This is a genomic window from Paenibacillus sp. BR2-3 (assembly GCF_046529485.1).
In the GTDB taxonomy this organism is placed as follows: domain Bacteria; phylum Bacillota; class Bacilli; order Paenibacillales; family Paenibacillaceae; genus Paenibacillus_AQ.
The window spans coordinates 1,583,702-1,601,776 of sequence record NZ_CP126311.1 but is presented as its reverse complement, the minus strand read 5'-3'; the positions used below and the strand labels follow the sequence as shown (position 1 = coordinate 1,601,776).

Below are 18,075 nucleotides of genomic sequence, written 5' to 3'. Positions count from 1 at the left end.
TATTTATAATAATGAGTGAGTGCTCACTCATTAATTAGGAATCGAGGAGATCATTGATGGATAAAGATGCTCCAATCATTAAGGTAAGCAACGTCGCGAAGGCTTTTGGCAGCAAGCTGGTGTTGGACCGCATATCTCTTGAGGTGGGAAAAGCGGAAACCTTCGGTATTCTGGGTCCTTCCGGCTCCGGCAAAACAACACTGGTCAAGCTGCTCACAGGTATCGATGAAACGACCTCCGGTGAGATCCATGTATTGGGAGTTAAAATGCCCAAGCTGGCCATGCTGCAGCAGATCGGGTATATGGCCCAGTCCGATGCACTTTACACCGAGCTTAGCGCCAAAGAGAATCTGGAGTTTTTCGCCTCCCTGTATGGTTTGAAGGGGGAACAACGCAAACGCCGGATGGATGCGGTTATGGAACTGGTTAATCTCCAGGAGCATATGCGCAAAAATGTCGGTCAATACTCGGGCGGCATGAAGCGCCGCTTGTCGCTGGCTATTGCATTGCTGCATGAGCCTCCGGTGCTGATTCTGGACGAACCGACCGTCGGCATTGATCCGGTGCTGCGCCTGTCGATCTGGAACGAGCTAAGAGCGCTGAATCAAAAGGGAACTACGATTGTGCTGACTACGCATGTTATGGATGAAGCAGAAAAATGCGGCCGGCTGGCCATGATCCGGGACGGGAAGCTGCTGGCGGTGGACACTCCTGATGGACTCCTCCACGCCACAGGGTCTGCTTCAATAGAGGAAGCTTTCCTATACTACGGAGGTGTGCGGCCATGAGAATCCGGGCAATAACTCTGCGTATCCTGCAGCAATTTATTCATGATAAAAGAACGATGGCCCTCATGTTCATCGCTCCCCTGATCGTGCTGAGCTTGATGAGCCTGGTGTTTAACGGGGATGCTTATCAGCCGGTTATCGGCGTTTCGGGCGAAGCGGTTAACCTCTCTGCTTCACTTGAAGGTCATGATGTAGAGGTAAAGAAGTATTCCACCGCAGAGCTGGGAACGGCCGCGTTAAAAGAGGGCACCCTTGATGCCCTGATTACGCTGGAAGGCGCCTCAACTCAGGTAGTTCTGGAAGGAAGCAATCCTACTGCGAACCGGGCGGTGATGATGGTGCTTGAGCAGACCTCCCGGGATCTACTGCCCGCTTTGGAAGACAAAGGGAAGCCGGTTGTCAGCTATCTGTATGGATCGGCCGATATGAAGACCATTGACCGTTTTGGCCCCATTATGATTGGTGTATTCGTATTCTTCTTCGTCTTCCTGATTGCCGGTGTCTCTTTCCTGCGGGAGCGGACCACGGGTACGCTTGAGCGCCTGCTTTCCACTCCGCTGAAACGCTGGGAAATCGTCATCGGGTATGTATGCGGCTTCGGAATATTTACTGTGCTTCAGGCCCTGCTTATCTCCTGGTTCTCCATTCAGGTATTAGGCATCCTGATGACAGGCAGCTTCGGCTATGTCATGCTGATGACGCTGCTTCTATCGATGACGGCACTGACACTTGGCACATTGCTGTCGGCTTTTGCGGCCAATGAGCTGCAAATGATCCAATTCATTCCACTGATTGTTGTGCCGCAAATTTTCCTCAGCGGGTTATTCCCTCTGGACACCCTGCCCTTGTGGCTGCAGCGGGTCGGTCTTGTTACCCCCCTCTACTACGGTGCCGATGCTATGATGAATATTATGATCCGCGGCAAAGGATGGAGCGAGATTGCTCTGGACGTCTACGTGCTGATTGGATTCTCGGTGCTGTTCATGGTGTTAAATGTGCTCGCTCTCCGCAAGCACCGTAAAATGTAAACTTGCCAGCATTATGCTAATATGTACGGACAGGATGATGTTTGGGGGACTGCCGCAATGACAGAGAATAACGATGTGGAGAAGAATTCCACGGTTCAAGATACGGGTGAGCAGTGGATTCAGGAGCTGCTCAGCCTCGGCAAAGAAGAAAAAATGACACCGAAGCAACTCTCGATTTTGCAGGCGGCGATTGAGGTATTTTCCGATAAGGGATATTCGGCTGCCGCTACCAGTGAAATTGCCCAAAAGGCTGGCGTGGCGGAAGGAACGATTTTCCGGTATTACAAGACCAAGAAGGACCTGCTGCTGTCTATTGTAGACCCTGCGATGAGCCGGATGATCGCCCCTTTTGTGATCAAGAACTTTAACGGCGTCCTGGATTTGCCTTTCGGCAGTTATGACGAATTTCTGCGGGCATTTATTATAAACCGGCTGGAGTTCGCCCGCAAGAACTTTAAAATCATCAAAATACTGATTCAGGAAATCCCCTTCCAGCCTGCGCTCAGGGAACAATTCATCGAACATATTACTAGCAAGGTGCTGGAACGTATAGAATCCATTGTGGAGCACTTCAAGCAAAAGGGAGATCTTATTGAGGTCCCGACACCTGCCATCATACGGTTCTCAGTCTCTGCAGTCGTTGGTTTTCTGCTGGCCCGGCTGCTGCTGATGCCTGATCAAGAATGGAATGACGAGGAAGAAATTGAGCTGACCATCAAGTTTATTATGCACGGCGTAAGTGCGGTTGAGGCACAGAAGGGACCATACTATGGGCTTTAGTGTGTCTGAACGGGTCATCAAGCTGCTCTGCGGGAAGTCCGCTTTTGAAGAGGGACAAGCATACTACCGTTCCGGAAAAGTGGATTTGATCTATGAGGAGCAAAAAGATGAAGTGAATCCCGCCAATAATCCGTCTGTGTACGCAGCTGTTGTTCAGGGGAGCAGGGGCAGAAAATATAATATGAGGGTTGAAATCGATAGCGACGGCGATGTTCATGCGGACTGTTCCTGTACCGCTTATGATCACGGTGGACCTTTCTGCAAGCATATTGCCGCTGTGCTGATAAATATTGTTGACCTTGAGCATGGCCATGGGCGGACCGGGGGGGCAGCACGGAATCAGCACCTCGTCAAAAGCATGCTGGGGATGTTCGGAAACAGCCGGCTGCGGCCGAGCGGTACCGGAGCTTTTGTGGATACAAGGATGCCCCTTTGTGTGGAATTCATATGCAAGCCGCTCTCCCACCGAAATGGCAGGCATATGCTGGGAATAGAAATGAAGGTGGGCCTGAAACGCCCTTATGTTATTCACACAATAAGAGATTTTCTGGGCCGTGTACACCGCGGGGAAACCTTTGAATTCTCGAAGCATTTCATCTATGATCCAGCTCAGCACAGCTTTCAGAAGGAAGACAACGCGGTACTTCAGAAGCTCATTGAAATCTTTTTAAATGAAATCATGTACCGGGACAGCATGATCGTAAGCTCGACTTATGGAGGAAGCATGGGCGGGGACCGGCTGCTGCCTGTCCCTCCTTTTTTCTGGGAAACGCTCCTCCCCTCTCTTGCAGCTGCTCCCTCGGTTTATTTTCAGCAGGGGGATCAGCTGTTTGAAGGCATTCACTTGTCTAGTGAAGCACCGCCGCTAAGCTTTCAGTTCGATCAGGCGGAGGGGGAAGGCTACCTCTTTGAGGTTCAAGGACTGGAGAAGATTATGGTCATAGAGGACTATGGTCTTGTCGTGTCTGAAGGCAAGCTTCTGAAGCTGCCATTCCAGGAATGCAGGCGTCTTGTGGAGATGAAAACGATGCTGGAAGCTTCCCGCCAGGAAGGGATCGACATCGCGCCAGAGCAAATGGAGCCTTTTATGGACAAGGTGATTCCCGGGCTGAAAAAGCTGGGACATGTGCATATCGCTGATGCCATCGCCGATCGTATGGTTCACGGCCGGCTTAAGGCCCGGCTCTATCTGGACCGGTTAAGAGACCGGCTGCTCGCCGGACTGGAGTTTCAATATGGGGATATTGTCATAAATCCACTAGACGAAAAAGGGCAGAAGCGCGCAACAGACATTATTCTTATGCGGGACGGTGAAGGGGAGCGCAGGATTCTGGAGCTGATGGATCATGAATCCTTCGCCAAAACGGAAAGCGGATATATGATGAGCGATGAGGATGGCGAATACGATTTCCTGTACCATAGGGTTCCTCTGCTGGAACAGTTGCTTACGATCTATGCTACCTCTGCAGTGAAAGTAAGATTGTTCAGGGGAACGATGCCTCCCAAAGTCACTATGAATTGGAACGAGAAGACCGACTGGCTTGATTTCAAGTTCGATATGGGAGGTATTCCCGAGTCGGAGATTGTTATGTTACTGAAATCGCTGGAGGAGAAGCGCAGGTACTACCGGCTGCCGGACGGGGCGCTGCTGCCGCTTGAGAGCGGAGAATTCCAGGAAATCATCACTTTTATGAACGAACTGGGTATCCGGAAGGATGATATCACAGGAGCACAATTTTCTCTGCCCGTTGTCCACGGATTACATTTGACCTCAGCCCATGAGAAGAGGGATGCCGTAAAGCTTGGCAAAGGGTTCCGCAGGCTTCTGGCTAACATGCGGAATCCCGAGAATCTGGATTTCCCTGTGCCGGAAAGTCTGGTCCCTGTGCTTCGGGATTATCAGCAGTATGGATTCCAGTGGCTTAAGACACTGGCCTACTACCGATTCGGCGGTATTCTGGCCGATGATATGGGGCTTGGCAAAACGCTGCAAAGCATTGCGTTCCTGCTCTCCGAACTGCCGGGTATCCGGAACGGCGGGATTCCTGCGCTTATTGTCGCCCCCGCTTCTCTCATCTACAACTGGCATAATGAACTCAAGAAATTCGCGCCGGAGATTAAGGCGGTCATTGCGGACGGGAGCTTGACAGAGAGAAACCGGGCGCTGAAGAATGCAGCGGGAGCGGATGTAATCATTACCTCTTATCCGCTGCTCCGCAGAGATATTGAGCTATATGCCGTACACTCTTTCCACACACTCATTCTGGACGAAGCCCAGGTCATTAAGAATCATGCTACGCAAACGGCCCAAGCTGTAAAATCGCTGCAAGCCCGCTATCGTTTTGCTCTTACCGGTACGCCTGTGGAAAATGCACTGGAGGATTTGTGGTCTATCTTCGGCACAGTATTTCCTGAGCTGTTCCCGGGGAAGAAAACTTTTCACGATATGCCCCGCGAGACGATAGCCAAACGCGCGCGTCCTTTTCTGCTGCGTCGGCTTAAGAGCGATGTCTTGAAAGAGCTGCCTGATAAAATTGAATCGCTGCATGCCTCCGAGCTGCTGCCGGAGCAAAAGAAACTATATGTCGCTTATCTCGCCAAGCTGCAGAAGGAAGCGCTCAGGCATTTGAACGGAGACGATTTCCGCACCAACCGGATCAAAATTCTAGCCGGACTGACCCGCCTGCGCCAGCTCTGCTGTCATCCCTCTTTATTCGTCGAAGGGTATACCGGAAGCTCGGCCAAGTTCGAGCAGCTGCTGGAGATTATTGAGGAATGCCGCAGTTCTGGCAAAAGACTGCTCGTCTTCTCGCAATTTACAGAGATGCTGGGTCTGATTGGAAGGGAGCTGGGACTTCAGGGTGTGCCTTATTTCTACCTGGATGGACAGACGCCGGCTTCTCGGCGGGTCGAGCTATGTAATCAATTTAATGAGGGGGAACGTGACTTGTTCCTCATCTCTTTGAAGGCAGGCGGCACTGGCCTCAACCTGACAGGAGCGGACACGGTTATCCTTTATGATTTGTGGTGGAATCCCGCCGTGGAGCAGCAGGCTGCAGACCGGGCCCACCGGATCGGGCAGAAGAACGTGGTGCAGGTCATCCGGCTCGTCACTCAGGGTACCGTGGAGGACAAAATGTATGAGCTTCAGCAGAAGAAGAAAAACCTGATCGATGAGGTCATTCAGCCGGGGCAGGAAGCTCTGTCCACCTTAACTGAGCAGGATATCCGGGAGATCTTGATGATTTAATAGAATCGCCCTTTTTCGTACACCGTACTATTAATCCAATCAAATAGTAGCAAATTTCATAAATTGACATTATCAAGAACGAAGGAGGTGACTGAACATGGCTATTTATTCATTAGGACCTGTTGTAAACCTGAACCCGGATCTTACTTTCCATTCGCGATCCGTCGAGCTGCGCATCTCTAATACAACTGCCGCTAGACTCGAGCCGATCGTTGTCAATGTTTATAGCAATGTTGCCGCAGGACCTGAAGGCTCGCCTGCAGTATTGTATTTCACAACCACATTTGCTATTGCTGCAGCTGACGGTGTAGTAACTTTCAATATCCCAACAACGGTACAGAGCTTTATTATTACCGTTTCCTCTCCGGCTGCCGCTACTTTCATCAATGACATTTCAATTTACGCTGCAGGAAGAGATGCTGCCGGACTCTTGGTGCCCGACCATGCTTTCCCGTTTGGTGATTGGAATTTCGTTACTACTCCTTAAGAATCTCTTTGACGGCAATAGATGAGTGGCTTAGCTTATGACAGCTATTGCTTTCTTCGTTAAATTCGTTATACTGATAAAAATCAATATTGAATCGATGATCGGGAGAGTAATTATCGGGATCTAGTCTATTAGCGAGCCGGGAGAGTGAAAGCCGGTACAGATCCCATAATGAAGCGCACCCGTGAGATGGACTTCTGAAAGGATAGTAGGAAGCCCCGGCGGAAGGCCGTTAACCTGTAAGGTGGCTAAACTTTGCCGTTTAGCAACGAGAGTGGTACCGCGAGCGCACTGAAGCCCTCGTCTCTTTTGAGACGAGGGCTTTTTGTATTTTAAAAGGGAGGTTATCCAATGTTAAGTCAAATGATCAAGAACAGCCTCGAACAAAGCGTAAGAAGTGTATTTGACAGCTTGCTTGTGGCTTGCCCCCAAGATATCAATATTCAGATTGAGCAGCCGGTCAACCTGGAGCATGGCGATTATTCCTGCAGTATTGCTATGCAGCTTGCCAAGATTCTACGCAAACCCCCTATGGCCATTGCAGAGCTTGTAAAGGGAGAGCTTCAACTACAAGGCCTTATAGATGGGCTTATCTACCGGATAGAGGTAGCCGCCCCCGGGTTTATTAATTTGCACATCCATTGGCAGGAGTGGGCCGGACGCTCCTTCGAGCTGCCGCAAGGCTCCCGGGAAAAGGTCGTCATTGAGCATACCTCTGTCAACCCTAATAAATCGATGCATATCGGGCACCTGAGAAACTCCTGTATCGGAGATGCGCTGGTAAGAATCTTGAGAAGAACGGGATACCAGGTGGAGATCCATAACTACATAGATGACCTGGGGAATCAGCTGGCGGACACGGTGGTTGGACTATTGAATGTACCTTTTGAAGGTGAACATGTCCGCTTTGGCGATTACTGCTGGGACATTTATTCCCAGGTAAACAAGGAGTATTCACTGAACCCGGAGATGACACATAAACGCACGGAGATACTCCATGCCCTTGAAAAAGGCAGCAGCAATGAGGGCTGGCTGGGCAATCTGGCTGCTGAGCGTATCGTGAGAGAGCATGTGGAAGAAATGCGAGGTTTCGGAATTGAGCATGACCTGCTTGTATGGGAAAGCAGCATCGTAAGGGAGGGCTTCTGGTCTTCCGCTTTTCAGCTGCTGGCACAGACTCCGGTTTTTATTCAGGAGAACGAAGGCAAGCTGGCAGGCTGCTGGGTGCTTAAGCAATCCACTGTGGAGGGTGCCGAAGCGAATTCGGAAGAATATAGCATGGATAAGGTGCTGGTGCGCTCCAATGGCATTTTGACGTATACCGCCAAAGACATCGCCTATCATCTCTGGAAATTCGGATTGCTCGAAAAAGACTTCTCGTACAAGGAGTTTTCAGCAGGATTATGGACTACAGGCTTAACTGGAAGCCAACGGCCCTATGGACATGGGGATATCGTCATTAATGTGATCGACTACAGACAGGAATATCCGCAGCAGATGGTGAAGCAGGCCTTGCAAGCACTGGGGTATGCGGATCAGGCTGATAAGCTTCATCACGTAAGCTATGGCGTAGTTTCACTAAGTCCGGCTTCTGCTGCCGAGCTGGGAATGGATACCTCAGACGGCAGAGCCTCATACGCCATGTCCGGCCGCCAAGGAGTCGGCATTAAGGTGACCGAGCTGGTTCAACTCATGGAGAACTCTATTGAACATACACGTTCGGATAAAAGCGGCCTTTCCAGCCGGATCATCGCCACAGCCGCCATCCGCTATTACCTGCTGCGTTTCAATCTGGGGACTGAGATTATTTTTGATTACAGGCAGGCTACAGAAATATCCGGCAATACCGGGGTGTACTTGATGTACACCTATGCCCGTGCGAGCAGTGTTTTGAGTAAAGCCGCGTTACCGGTTGTAACGGATGCTTCCCTTCTCCCATTCCCTGCTGATCTGGAAAAAGCGGAGGCTGCGCTGCTGAGACATCTCAGCTCTTGGCAGGATACCTTATACTCGGCAAGCCAAGAGTTGACGCCGAATTCGATCTGCAACTACGCGCACACCTTGGCTGCGCTGTTCAACAACTTCTATTCCGCTTGCCCGATCCTGAAGAGTGATAAGGATTCCATAACATTCCGTCTCTGGCTGACCTCGAGATTCAGAGACACTTTAGGGGATGTGCTTCAGGTGCTTGGGCTGCCCGCGCCGAGCCGGATGTAGGTAGGTTGGCGTTTTGGGCGGACGCTCCGCGGTTATCGTTTCTACGCTATCGTACCCTCGGAGTCGGGTGGCATACAGTTCAAAAACAAAAACTAGCCAGTCTCCAATAATCCGGAGACTGGCTAGTTTTTACCGTTTTAAAGGGTTGTTTTCATTCGTAGAGAAGTCTACTTATGGGACAGCCCCTTTGTTTACGTCCCGGAAGGGATTCGAACCCCTGACCGTGCGCTTAGAAGGCGCATGCTCTATCCAGCTGAGCTACCGGGACACAGTTATGTATTAAAGGCAACGTTATTTATTATAACGCATGCTGCAGATTTTTCAAGGCTGGATCAGTAAAGATATAGAGCAGCGACTATGTTTTGTGGGGGGGAAGTCAAATCCACAAGACCGTTTTGGCGGACCCAGGAGACGCTACCCGACTTGAAATACCCCCGATTTCGTATTTGGCGGTCAGAGAAGCCCTTATTTAGCTGAAAGCGGGCTAAAAAAGGCGTTGAATCCACAATTAGCGTCACCTCAGTCCGCTTCTGTTCTCTTTTAGTACATCAGCACGATAATAGTTATCATGAACGAAACCGACATCGCAATTTGTTTATCTCGTAGGTTGAAATGGAAATCCTAAGAGTGAATGGCTCAAAGATTCCAATTCAGAGCTAACAAACAAAAAGGAGTCGGTTTACTAATGAGTATCGCCAAAAAGTATATTGGATTAGACGTATCCAAAGCCAAAATTGCTGTAGCCATCGCGGACGAGGGCCGAAGCGAACCCCGCTTCTGGGGGATTATCGAACATACCAGGGAACGTGTTCTAAGGCTTTTGCAGCAGTTGCAAGGTTCCGGAGAATCCAGAGCGGAACTGGAAGTCTGCTACGAAGCCGGGCCCACCGGGTACATGCTTCACCGCTGGCTGCTGGAATCCGGCATTTCCTGTACGGTTGTCGCTCCCTCCCTCATCCCTCAGCGGGCCGGCGACCGAATCAAGACCGACAAGCGGGATGCGCTGCGTTTGGCTCAGCTGTTTCGTGCCGGCGAGCTGACCGGTGTTTACATCCCATCCCCTGAGGAGGAAGCTCTCCGGGATCTCGTTCGAGCCCGGGAGGACGCAAAAGAAGATATGAACCGCCACAAGCAGCGCATGGGCAAGTTTCTGCTACGCTTGCAGCTCGCTCCCCCAAGCAAGGTCAAGGCATGGACCTTCGCCTACGAAGAGTGGCTGGACACCCTCCGCTTCGAGAGTCCCTGCCACCGTATGGTGTTTCAGGAATACCGGGAGAGCATTCGAGAAACGGCAGAACGACTCCGGCGTTACGAAAAAGAGATCGAGCTTCTCTCCCACACCCATGCGCAGGCGCCGCTTATTGAAGCGCTTCAGGCGCTGCGAGGGGTGGCTACACTCACCGCCACGACGCTGGTGTCGGAGATGGTCAGCGTGACGCGGTTTGCCAGCGCCCCCTCATTCATGAGTTACTGTGGTCTGGTGCCCAGCGAGCACTCCAGCGGCGTGAGCCGCAGTCAGGGGAAGCTGACCAAGGCCGGTAATGCGCATTTGCGACGGGTGCTGGTCGAAGCTGCCCACCATTACCGGCACTCGCCGGGAGTGCGCCGCAAACTGCGCGAGCGGATCACCGGACTGCCGCCGGAGGTGCAGCGGATGGCCTGGGAGGCACAGAACCGGTTGCACCGCAAATATATGAACATGCTGGGAAAAGGGAAGCACAAATCGAAGATCGTAGCCGCCATTGCCCGGGAGCTTGCCGGATTTGTATGGGCGATTGCCCGAGCTTTGGAGATGGACGACCGAAACCCCGTCCCGGAGTCCAAGCTTGCCGGGTAACCCTCTCCGTCCGTCTACTGCAATGTGACGCTGTATACCACTGAAAAATCACTCCCTAAAGGAAAGGAGATGAATGCCAGGAAGCCGGAGCATGACTTACCTTGGAGGCAAAATCGAGCAAGGTGAAGAGAAACGCCGCGGAAGCCCTTTGTGCCCGTTTGCTTGCGAACGATGGACGAAAATAGTTAGCGGCAGGCTCTTCAGATGGATTAATACCATGTGTAAACCCACGAATATCAGGATGCCGACCAGCGAATGATTTTTGCCTCCAAGCTAAGGACATGCTCCCTCCCTAATGTGTAAGGAAAGAAGTCACACTCAGAGTCAACCCCTTTGGAAAAAGGGGGCTCTCTTTAAAAGACGTCTATTGATAGGTTTGTTTAAGTGCGCCAAAAACGGAGTTGCTACAGCGGCGCTTGACAGTTTCGTTCATATCAGGGCTATACAGTCCGCCCAATCCTACTCCACAAAGCGAAGGGTGTCCCGGCAGACATCCAACGATTCAGGGATACTGCCCGAAATGCTCTTCCAGCTGTTTTTTCAAATCCCCGAAGATGAGCAGCTCACGCTGGAACTTGGAACGCTCCTCCTCAGGCTCCATAACTGCACTGCCCTCAAAGGCGCTGACCGTCACATCTTCAAAAGCATCGTGCATATTATTGTCAAACCAGTCCGCAGACAGGTCAGCATCATTAGTAAGGATACGGACAATCTCATAGCCCTCTTCACGCCGATCCTCTACGATATACACCAAAAGCGCAGAATCTTCTACAGCCCCGGGCAATACGCCTACCTCTGCACAGGGTGCACCGTCATACTCCGTCATTCTGCGAATTTTGGCGTCTTTTATGTAATACACCTGTCATCCATCCTTCCTGGCAAATTTCCCTCTCCCCTAGTGTTCGGATAAGGACATACATTTTATCCCTTCCTTCGGCATATATCTGTATTACTTGGCAAAAAAGAAAGGACAACAATCGCACAAAAAGAGAGGATGAACCATCATGTGCGGAATAACCGGATTTATCCAGTGGCGCGGGGATCTGACACAGCACTCACAGCTGCTGGTGAGAATGACCGAAACCCTGGCCAACCGCGGACCGGATGCAGCAGGCACCTGGATATCAGGACCTTGCGCCTTTGGACATCGCAGACTTAGCGTTATCGATCCCGAACACGGTGCTCAGCCCATGATTGCCCGCCATGAGGAGAACATGTACGCAATCGTATATAACGGCGAATTATATAATGCCCCGGAACTTAAAAAAGAATTAATACAGCGCGGACATCACTTCCGTACGGAATGTGATACAGAGGTGCTGCTTCATGCCTACATCGAGTGGGGACCGAACTGCGTGGAGAAGCTGAATGGTATCTTTGCCATTGCTGTGTGGGACGGTTTGCAGGAGCAGGTCTTTTTTGCACGTGACCGGCTGGGGGTAAAACCGTTATTTTACAGTCAGGTCGATGATGTCTTTGTATTCGGCTCCGAACCAAAGGCACTGCTGCAGCATCCAAAAGTTCAACCGGCTGTCGGACCCGAGGGTCTGGCGGAGGTCTTCATCGTCGGTCCGGCACGGACACCGGGACACGGGGTATATAAGGATATGTTGGAGCTGCGCCCGGGCCATGCGATGATCTACAGCCGCGAAGGACTGCGGAGCTATGCATACTGGAAGCTGGATAGCTTTACCCATACCGACAGCGTAGCAGAAACGGCGGCTAAAGTACGTGAGCTGCTTCAGGATACTCTGGAGCGGCAGCTGGTATCAGACGTTCCTGTCTGCTCCCTGCTGTCCGGAGGACTTGACTCCAGCGCACTTACGGCGCTCGCGGTTAATTACTACAACCGGACCGGTCAGGGGCAAGTGAATACCTTTTCCGTAGACTATGTCGACAACGATAAACATTTCAAAAGCCATTCCTTTCAGCCTGGCGCAGACGGCCCATGGATTAAACGGATGGTCGATGAGCTGAATACGAATCACCACTATGTTGCATTCGATACGCCGGAGCTTGTAGCAGCGCTGGATAACGCTTTGTACTCCCGCGATTTGCCGGGTATGACCGATGTGGACTCTTCTCTGTATTTATTTTGCCGGGAGATTAAAAAAGAAGCCACCGTCGCCATTTCCGGCGAAGCTGCCGATGAAATCTTTGGCGGATATCCCTGGTTCCATCGTGAGGAGATGCTCTCCTCAGGCACTTTTCCATGGTCGGTTGCTCCCAAAATGCGGGCAGGACTGCTATCCCCGGAAATTAATGAATGGATTCGGCCGCTGGAGTATCTGGCTGACAGATACAGCGATGCCGTCGCGGAGGTACCAAGGCTTGAAGGGGAGACCGGAAAACAGGCTCAAATGCGCGTGATGTCCTATCTCAATATTACCCGCTTCATGCCCACTCTTTTGGACCGCAAGGACCGGATGAGCATGGGTGTAGGGCTTGAGGTCCGCGTTCCTTATTGTGATCACCGCCTTGTCCAATATGTATGGAACATTCCTTGGGAAATCAAGATGGTGGGCAACCGGGAAAAGGGCATCCTGCGCAAGGCGCTTGAAGGTGTACTGCCGGATGATGTGCTCTACCGCAAAAAAAGTCCCTATCCCAAAACGCATAACCCGGCCTATTTAAATGCTGTGCGGGAGCAGATGCTGAATATTCTCGATGATTCCAGCTCTCCCATACTTCCTTTAATCGATGCAGCCAAAATCCGCAAAATTGCCTCATCACCGGAGTCTTCCAGCAATCTGCCCTGGTTCGGGCAGCTGATGTCCGGTCCGCAGCTGTTCGCTTATCTGGCCCAAGTTAATCTCTGGCTGCGTACCTATAAAGTAACTATTCATTAACGAGCTTTTCTAGCCCATATATAAAAAGGCAGTCCAAGGATGATATCTTGGACTGCCTTTTTAAGGCTAACTCATCGCCAGTACTACCGAAATACATGCCGATTCCTGCACTTTATACAATATTTCGGCATCAGCTAGACCATGATGAAGCTAATTCTGCACTTTTTACAACAAATCAGCACCAGCTAGACCAGAATCACGCTGAATTCTGCAATTTATACAACATTTCGGCATCAGCTTTTAACTACTTTTAAAAGTTGAAGTTATCCGGGTCCGGACCAAAACGGTGATTCTGGTTGAGGTTTTCAATCGCTTTTACATCCTCATCGCTGAGTGTGAAGTCAAAGAATCCGGCATTTTCCGTAATTCGCTCTGCATGCACCGATTTCGGAATTGTGATCACACCCTGCTGCAAATCCCAACGCAGGACAATTTGGGCTGGAGTTTTGCCGTACTTCCCGGCTAGATCCTGGAGAAGCGGCAGATCGAGATTCCCCTGCATCAGCGGGCTCCAGGCCTCCAGTTGAACGCCTTGCTCGCGGCAGTACTTCAGCAGCTCGCGTTGTGTCAGCAGCGGATGGAATTCCACCTGATTGACCACGGGTACGACTCCGGTATCTTCAATGATATCCTTCAGATGGTGAATCTGAAAGTTGCTCACACCGATGGATTTAATGAGGCCTTCCTTTTGCAGATGAATTAAAGCTTTCCAGGTATCACGATATTTGCCCGCGACTGGCCAATGAATCAAATATAAATCAATAACATCCAGTCCCAGCTTGCGCCGGCTAACCTCGAACGCCTTCAGTGTGGATTCGTAGCCTTGATCCGGATTGCGTACTTTGGTCGTAATAAACAACTCATCCCGGGAAACGCCGCATTCACGGATCGCTTGTCCAACACCATCCTCGTTGTTATAGCCTGCAGCTGTATCAATACTGCGATACCCGGTCTCCACCGCCGACTTGACGGCATGGATAACCTCATCTCCGTCCTTAGTCTGCCATACACCCAGCCCCAGCCACGGCATTGTAACTCCGTCATTTAACGTGGGTCCCCCTGAAAATGGTCCGTTCAATTGACTCATAGTATAACCCTCCAAGCCCAATATAGTTTGGTTAACTTACCAAAAATAAGTATATCAGATCATGTCTGCGTTACCAAAAATCAAAAGAACGGAGGCTGGTATCTGCCCCCGTTCTTTTTTACTTCTCGATCATTCTGAAGTCGTCAAAGTGAAATTCCGGAGACACAATACAGGAAACCAGCACCGGTTCGTCACCGAGCGGGCGTGCTGCCTGCCATACTCCAGCAGGAACAACCAGCTGCGGCTGCTGACCGGCAGCGACATCCAGACCCAGGATGTACTCCTTCACATCTTCCGGTTTGTCTCCACGGCCTCCCAGACTTAACACGATCGGACTGCCGGAATGCCATAGCCATATTTCATCCGAGAGCACCGTGTGCCATTCGGAGGCTTCGTCACTATGAAGCAGAAAATAAATAGAAGATGCCGAATGGCGCGAGCCGGAATAGCTTCCGCCCAGCACCTCCTGCGGAATTTCAAATGAGGCGTTCCAGAGCCGTTTGTACCAGCCGCCTTCAATGTGCGGCTGCAGTCCCAGCGCTTCAACAAGCGGCGAAATTTCTTTTTGCGTCACGTATTTTCTCTCCTTTAAAGTTTTGCGTAGCAAAACTGGCTTCGTAAGCATGGGCTTAGTTTTGCGAAGCATGGCTTCGTAAGCATGGACTTAGTTTTGCGAAGCATGGCTTCGTAAGCTTAGCCTTCGTTTTGCTTTTTACTTTAACGGAATACGCCGCAATTGTAAATTACGCTCTGTTACTTGCCGTCCTTACCGGCCTTGAACACTTCGGCAATCGCGCCCAGACTTCCGAGTGTCTCCACTGCGCTGGTTGGCAGGAAGACTTTGTTGGCCGGCCCTTTGGCGATTTCACTCAGCGCTTCGAAGGAACGGTAAGCGAGCACCTGCTCATCAAGCCCAGCGGTACTGAGCAGCTGGATTCTGACTTTCTCTGCTTCAGCGATAGCTTGAATCGCTTTGGCCTGACCGAGTGCCTCCAGCTCCTGCGCCTGCCGCAAGCCTTCCGCCTGGCGGATACGAGCTTCCTTGTCGCCCTCCGCCTTCAGGATCTTACCTTGTTTGTCGCCTTCCGCACGCAGAATCATGTCCTGCTTGGCTGCTTCAGCTTCCAGGACAATTGCCCGCTTGCTCCGCTCGGCTTTCATTTGCTTATCCATCGCTTCCTGAATATCAAGCGGCGGCTTGATGTCGATGACTTCCACGCGCTCGATCCGCACGCCCCACTTCTCCGTGGCTTCATCGAGGGCAATACGGATTTCGGTCGATATTTTTTCCCGTCCGGACAGTGTTTCATCCAGCTCCAGCTTGCCGATAATTTGCCGCATCGTTGCCGTCGAGATGTTCCGTACACCATATACATAATCAGAAATGCCGTAAGTCGCTTCTTCCGGTCCAACAACCTGATAGAAAATAATCGTGTCAATCTGCACCTGCACGTTATCCTTTGTAATAACCGTTTGCGGCGGCACATTGGCCTGTTGAATCCGCAGATCATGATAGGTGCGCACCTGATCAATAACCGGAATCAGAATGTTCAGACCTGGCGTAAGCAGCCGGTGAAATCTACCGAGACGCTCCACAACCCCTACACGCTGCTGCGGTACGATTTTGACCGTTAATGCAATAAATACCACAACCACAGCAAGTACTACTACAATAAATACCCATTCCATTAGTACGTTTCCCCCCATCGTTCTACTTCAATAATAGTGGTACCTCTCTTGACTACTCTGACAACCTCATCCTTGCCAAGACTTTGAACCGATGTTGCGCTCCAGGTATCTCCGCCAACCTTAACCTGCCCGTAACGCCCCTGCTCGATCGGCTCCATCACAATTCCTTGTCGACCTACGATTTCCGTGCCGGTATCCTGGAACCCGCGGGAGCTGCGGAACCTCGCCACCAGCGGCTTCGAGAACAAGGTTAAACCGAGTGCGACCAGCGAGCCGAGCACCACTTGAAGCAAAATGGCATCCGGCCATACAAGCGAGAGCAGACCGGCAGCAAAAGCGCCGATACAGAGCCACAGCAGGTAAAACGTCAGCGTCATCATTTCAACTACAAACAGGACACCGGCTGCAATTAACCAAAACATCCAGATCATCGGTGAACCCACCACCTTCCGCTATATACTACTATAACGAAAAAAACAGCGCAGCGTTGCAGAAGTTTGAGAAATACAGACGCAGGCATGTATATTCATTATATTTCATCGTGTGCGATGTTATTCGGGTCACCAAAAAAGCTTGCAGAACAAGGCACACGCCTTCTCTGCAAGCTTCTTCTTCATTAACTTTCAGCGTCCTTCCGCAGACAGCTTCTCCGTCAGCAGCCGCAGCGCAATGCCGCGATGGCTGATGCCCTGCTTTTCTTCGAGTGTCAGCTCCGCCATGGTCTTCCCGTAATCCGGCAGGTAAAAGAGCGGATCATACCCGAATCCGCCGCCGCCCGCAGGCTCGGAGGTAATCCAGCCTTCCACATGGCCTTCAGCCGACAGCTCACGGCCAGAGGCCGGGTCGTAGAGCGATAACGCGCATACGAATCTTGCGGTACTAAGCAAGGGCTGTCCGGTATCTTCACCCTGCTTCAGCTCCTCCAGCTCGCCGAGCAGCTTCAGATTATTATCTCCATCTTCGGCCCCTTCACCTGCATAACGTGCGGAGTAAACCCCCGGTCTGCCGTCAAGCACATCCACGCAAAGGCCGGAGTCATCAGCAAGAACAGGGAGCCCGAGCGCATCGCCTACAGTCTTTGCTTTTTTCAGCGCGTTCTCGGCAAAGGTAGCCCCATCCTCTACTACGTCCGGAAGATCGGGATAGTCGAACATGCTCTTCACCGTCAGTCCAAGCGGAGAGAAGGCGTGCTGGAACTCCCGTACCTTGCCTTGATTCTTCGTCGCAACAATAAGAATACCGCCCGTGGACTTCACTTAGACCTCTAGGCCCGGCTGGCCGGTAGGGATTTTGAGCGCTATAGCACCCAGGACTTCTTTTTGCACGGCAATTAGCTCGGTTATCCCTTTTTCACCAAGGCCAAGCAGCTGATCCAGCTCTTGACGAGTGAACGGTCTGTCCTCGCCGGTTCCTTGAACCTCAACGAATGCACCGCCGCCTGTCATTACTACGTTCATGTCTACTTTGGCTTTGGAATCCTCATCATAATTCAAATCAAGCAGCGCCTTGTCCCCAACTACGCCGACACTGATTGCCGCCAGATAGTCGGTGATTGGAAATACGCTGAGCTTGTGCTGCAGCGCGATTTTGTTAATGGCAAAGGCCATAGCTACAAAAGCACCGGTTATCGAAGCCGTCCGCGTACCGCCGTCCGCCTGAATGACATCACAATCCAGCGTGATGCTGCGTTCGCCCAGCGCCTGCAAGTTCACTACCGAGCGCAGCGCCCGGCCGATGAGCCGCTGAATTTCCATGGTGCGTCCGGTTAGCTTGCCCCGTGCCGCCTCTCGTTGGTTGCGTGTTCCAGTTGCCCGTGGAAGCATGGAATATTCGGCAGTAACCCAGCCTTTTCCCTGTCCTTTAAGGAAAGGTGGAACCTTCTCTTCTACAGTAGCCGTGCAAATGACCTTGGTGTCTCCCATTTCAATAATCACGGAGCCCTCAGCATATTTATTCGTTTGGGTTGTTATCGTCAATGACCGCAGCTGGTCGTCATTCCGCCCGTTTGATCTCATCTTTTCTGCCTCCTACATCAGCTCATTAAAAGCAACCTTTATTCTACC

The 18,075-nt window shown here is 51.4% G+C and carries 15 protein-coding genes, 1 tRNA gene and 1 other annotated feature; of the genes, 8 read left to right on the top strand and 8 right to left on the bottom strand.

The features are described from left to right. The first annotated feature begins 56 nt into the window (after window positions 1–56). The 6 genes from PaeBR_RS07590 to PaeBR_RS07565 all read left to right on the top strand — a co-directional run bounded on the left by PaeBR_RS07590 (window position 57) and on the right by PaeBR_RS07565 (window position 8,550). Window positions 57–788, top strand: a complete 732-nt coding sequence (locus PaeBR_RS07590; RefSeq protein WP_410514243.1) for an ABC transporter ATP-binding protein — start codon at window positions 57–59, stop codon at window positions 786–788. Then, window positions 785–1,816, top strand: a complete 1,032-nt coding sequence (locus tag PaeBR_RS07585; protein ID WP_410514242.1) for an ABC transporter permease — start codon at window positions 785–787, stop codon at window positions 1,814–1,816. The genes PaeBR_RS07590 and PaeBR_RS07585 overlap by 4 nt, the downstream gene beginning before the upstream one ends. A 57-nt stretch (window positions 1,817–1,873) precedes the next feature. After that, window positions 1,874–2,596, top strand: coding sequence for a TetR/AcrR family transcriptional regulator (locus tag PaeBR_RS07580; RefSeq protein ID WP_410514241.1), 723 nt, complete (start codon window positions 1,874–1,876; stop codon window positions 2,594–2,596). Next, a complete protein-coding gene (locus PaeBR_RS07575; protein ID WP_410514240.1) occupies window positions 2,586–5,846 on the top strand; it encodes an SNF2 helicase associated domain-containing protein in 3,261 nt (1,086 codons plus the stop codon). Before PaeBR_RS07580 ends, PaeBR_RS07575 begins: the two co-directional genes overlap by 11 nt. A 97-nt stretch (window positions 5,847–5,943) precedes the next feature. After that, a complete protein-coding gene (locus PaeBR_RS07570; protein ID WP_410514239.1) occupies window positions 5,944–6,333 on the top strand; it encodes a hypothetical protein in 390 nt (129 codons plus the stop codon). Between the two features lie 88 nt (window positions 6,334–6,421). Continuing rightward, window positions 6,422–6,644, top strand: a binding site (T-box leader). A 40-nt stretch (window positions 6,645–6,684) separates the two neighbouring features. Next, on the top strand, window positions 6,685–8,550 hold the full coding sequence (locus PaeBR_RS07565) for an arginine--tRNA ligase (RefSeq protein ID WP_410514238.1): 1,866 nt from the start codon (window positions 6,685–6,687) through the stop codon (window positions 8,548–8,550). Between the two features lie 194 nt (window positions 8,551–8,744). Here the strand turns inward: PaeBR_RS07565 and PaeBR_RS07560 are convergent. After that, a tRNA-Arg gene (locus PaeBR_RS07560) sits at window positions 8,745–8,818 on the bottom strand. A 417-nt stretch (window positions 8,819–9,235) separates the two neighbouring features. Between PaeBR_RS07560 and PaeBR_RS07555 the strand changes: the two genes are divergently transcribed. Beyond that, the gene (locus PaeBR_RS07555) at window positions 9,236–10,387 is read left to right on the top strand and encodes an IS110 family transposase (RefSeq protein ID WP_410512566.1); all 1,152 of its coding nucleotides are present in this window, start codon (window positions 9,236–9,238) and stop codon (window positions 10,385–10,387) included. A 502-nt stretch (window positions 10,388–10,889) separates the two neighbouring features. Here the strand turns inward: PaeBR_RS07555 and PaeBR_RS07550 are convergent. Then, window positions 10,890–11,246: a hypothetical protein gene (locus PaeBR_RS07550; RefSeq protein WP_410514237.1), complete on the bottom strand. Its 357-nt coding sequence runs from the start codon at window positions 11,244–11,246 to the stop codon at window positions 10,890–10,892. A gap of 145 nt (window positions 11,247–11,391) precedes the next feature. Between PaeBR_RS07550 and asnB the strand changes: the two genes are divergently transcribed. Continuing rightward, window positions 11,392–13,236, top strand: coding sequence for an asparagine synthase (glutamine-hydrolyzing) (gene asnB, locus PaeBR_RS07545; protein WP_410514236.1), 1,845 nt, complete (start codon window positions 11,392–11,394; stop codon window positions 13,234–13,236). A 250-nt stretch (window positions 13,237–13,486) separates the two neighbouring features. Here the strand turns inward: asnB and PaeBR_RS07540 are convergent, their stop codons facing one another. The 6 genes from PaeBR_RS07540 to rph all read right to left on the bottom strand — a co-directional run bounded on the left by PaeBR_RS07540 (window position 13,487) and on the right by rph (window position 18,027). Continuing rightward, window positions 13,487–14,323 carry an aldo/keto reductase gene (locus tag PaeBR_RS07540; RefSeq protein WP_410514235.1) on the bottom strand — a complete coding sequence of 279 codons (837 nt, stop codon included), beginning with the start codon at window positions 14,321–14,323 and terminating at the stop codon, window positions 13,487–13,489. 118 nt (window positions 14,324–14,441) lie between these two features. After that, complete coding sequence (locus PaeBR_RS07535) at window positions 14,442–14,948, bottom strand: cupin domain-containing protein (protein WP_410514234.1); 507 nt, start codon at window positions 14,946–14,948, stop codon at window positions 14,442–14,444. A gap of 128 nt (window positions 14,949–15,076) precedes the next feature. Beyond that, window positions 15,077–16,012 carry an SPFH domain-containing protein gene (locus PaeBR_RS07530; RefSeq protein ID WP_410514233.1) on the bottom strand — a complete coding sequence of 312 codons (936 nt, stop codon included), beginning with the start codon at window positions 16,010–16,012 and terminating at the stop codon, window positions 15,077–15,079. After that, window positions 16,012–16,443, bottom strand: a complete 432-nt coding sequence (locus PaeBR_RS07525; RefSeq protein ID WP_410514232.1) for an NfeD family protein — start codon at window positions 16,441–16,443, stop codon at window positions 16,012–16,014. The genes PaeBR_RS07530 and PaeBR_RS07525 overlap by 1 nt, the downstream gene beginning before the upstream one ends. Window positions 16,444–16,635: 192 nt before the next feature. Beyond that, window positions 16,636–17,268 carry an XTP/dITP diphosphatase gene (locus PaeBR_RS07520; RefSeq protein ID WP_410514231.1) on the bottom strand — a complete coding sequence of 211 codons (633 nt, stop codon included), beginning with the start codon at window positions 17,266–17,268 and terminating at the stop codon, window positions 16,636–16,638. Continuing rightward, window positions 17,269–18,027 (bottom strand): ribonuclease PH, encoded by a 759-nt coding sequence (gene rph, locus PaeBR_RS07515; RefSeq protein WP_410514230.1) that lies wholly within the window; start codon window positions 18,025–18,027, stop codon window positions 17,269–17,271. Between the last annotated feature and the right edge of the window lie 48 nt (window positions 18,028–18,075).

Bases quoted from the DNA above. Each gene is read 5' to 3' on its own strand.
- PaeBR_RS07590 (WP_410514243.1), top strand. From the start codon at position 57: ATGGATAAAGATGCTCCAATCATTAAGGTAAGCAACGTCGCGAAGGCT.
- PaeBR_RS07585 (WP_410514242.1), top strand. From the start codon at position 785: ATGAGAATCCGGGCAATAACTCTGCGTATCCTGCAGCAATTTATTCAT.
- PaeBR_RS07580 (WP_410514241.1), top strand. From the start codon at position 1,874: ATGACAGAGAATAACGATGTGGAGAAGAATTCCACGGTTCAAGATACG.
- PaeBR_RS07575 (WP_410514240.1), top strand. From the start codon at position 2,586: ATGGGCTTTAGTGTGTCTGAACGGGTCATCAAGCTGCTCTGCGGGAAG.
- PaeBR_RS07570 (WP_410514239.1), top strand. From the start codon at position 5,944: ATGGCTATTTATTCATTAGGACCTGTTGTAAACCTGAACCCGGATCTT.
- PaeBR_RS07565 (WP_410514238.1), top strand. From the start codon at position 6,685: ATGTTAAGTCAAATGATCAAGAACAGCCTCGAACAAAGCGTAAGAAGT.
- PaeBR_RS07555 (WP_410512566.1), top strand. From the start codon at position 9,236: ATGAGTATCGCCAAAAAGTATATTGGATTAGACGTATCCAAAGCCAAA.
- asnB (WP_410514236.1), top strand. From the start codon at position 11,392: ATGTGCGGAATAACCGGATTTATCCAGTGGCGCGGGGATCTGACACAG.
- PaeBR_RS07540 (WP_410514235.1), bottom strand. From the start codon at position 14,323: ATGAGTCAATTGAACGGACCATTTTCAGGGGGACCCACGTTAAATGAC.
- PaeBR_RS07535 (WP_410514234.1), bottom strand. From the start codon at position 14,948: ATGCTTACGAAGCCAGTTTTGCTACGCAAAACTTTAAAGGAGAGAAAA.
- PaeBR_RS07530 (WP_410514233.1), bottom strand. From the start codon at position 16,012: ATGGAATGGGTATTTATTGTAGTAGTACTTGCTGTGGTTGTGGTATTT.
- PaeBR_RS07525 (WP_410514232.1), bottom strand. From the start codon at position 16,443: ATGATCTGGATGTTTTGGTTAATTGCAGCCGGTGTCCTGTTTGTAGTT.
- rph (WP_410514230.1), bottom strand. From the start codon at position 18,027: ATGAGATCAAACGGGCGGAATGACGACCAGCTGCGGTCATTGACGATA.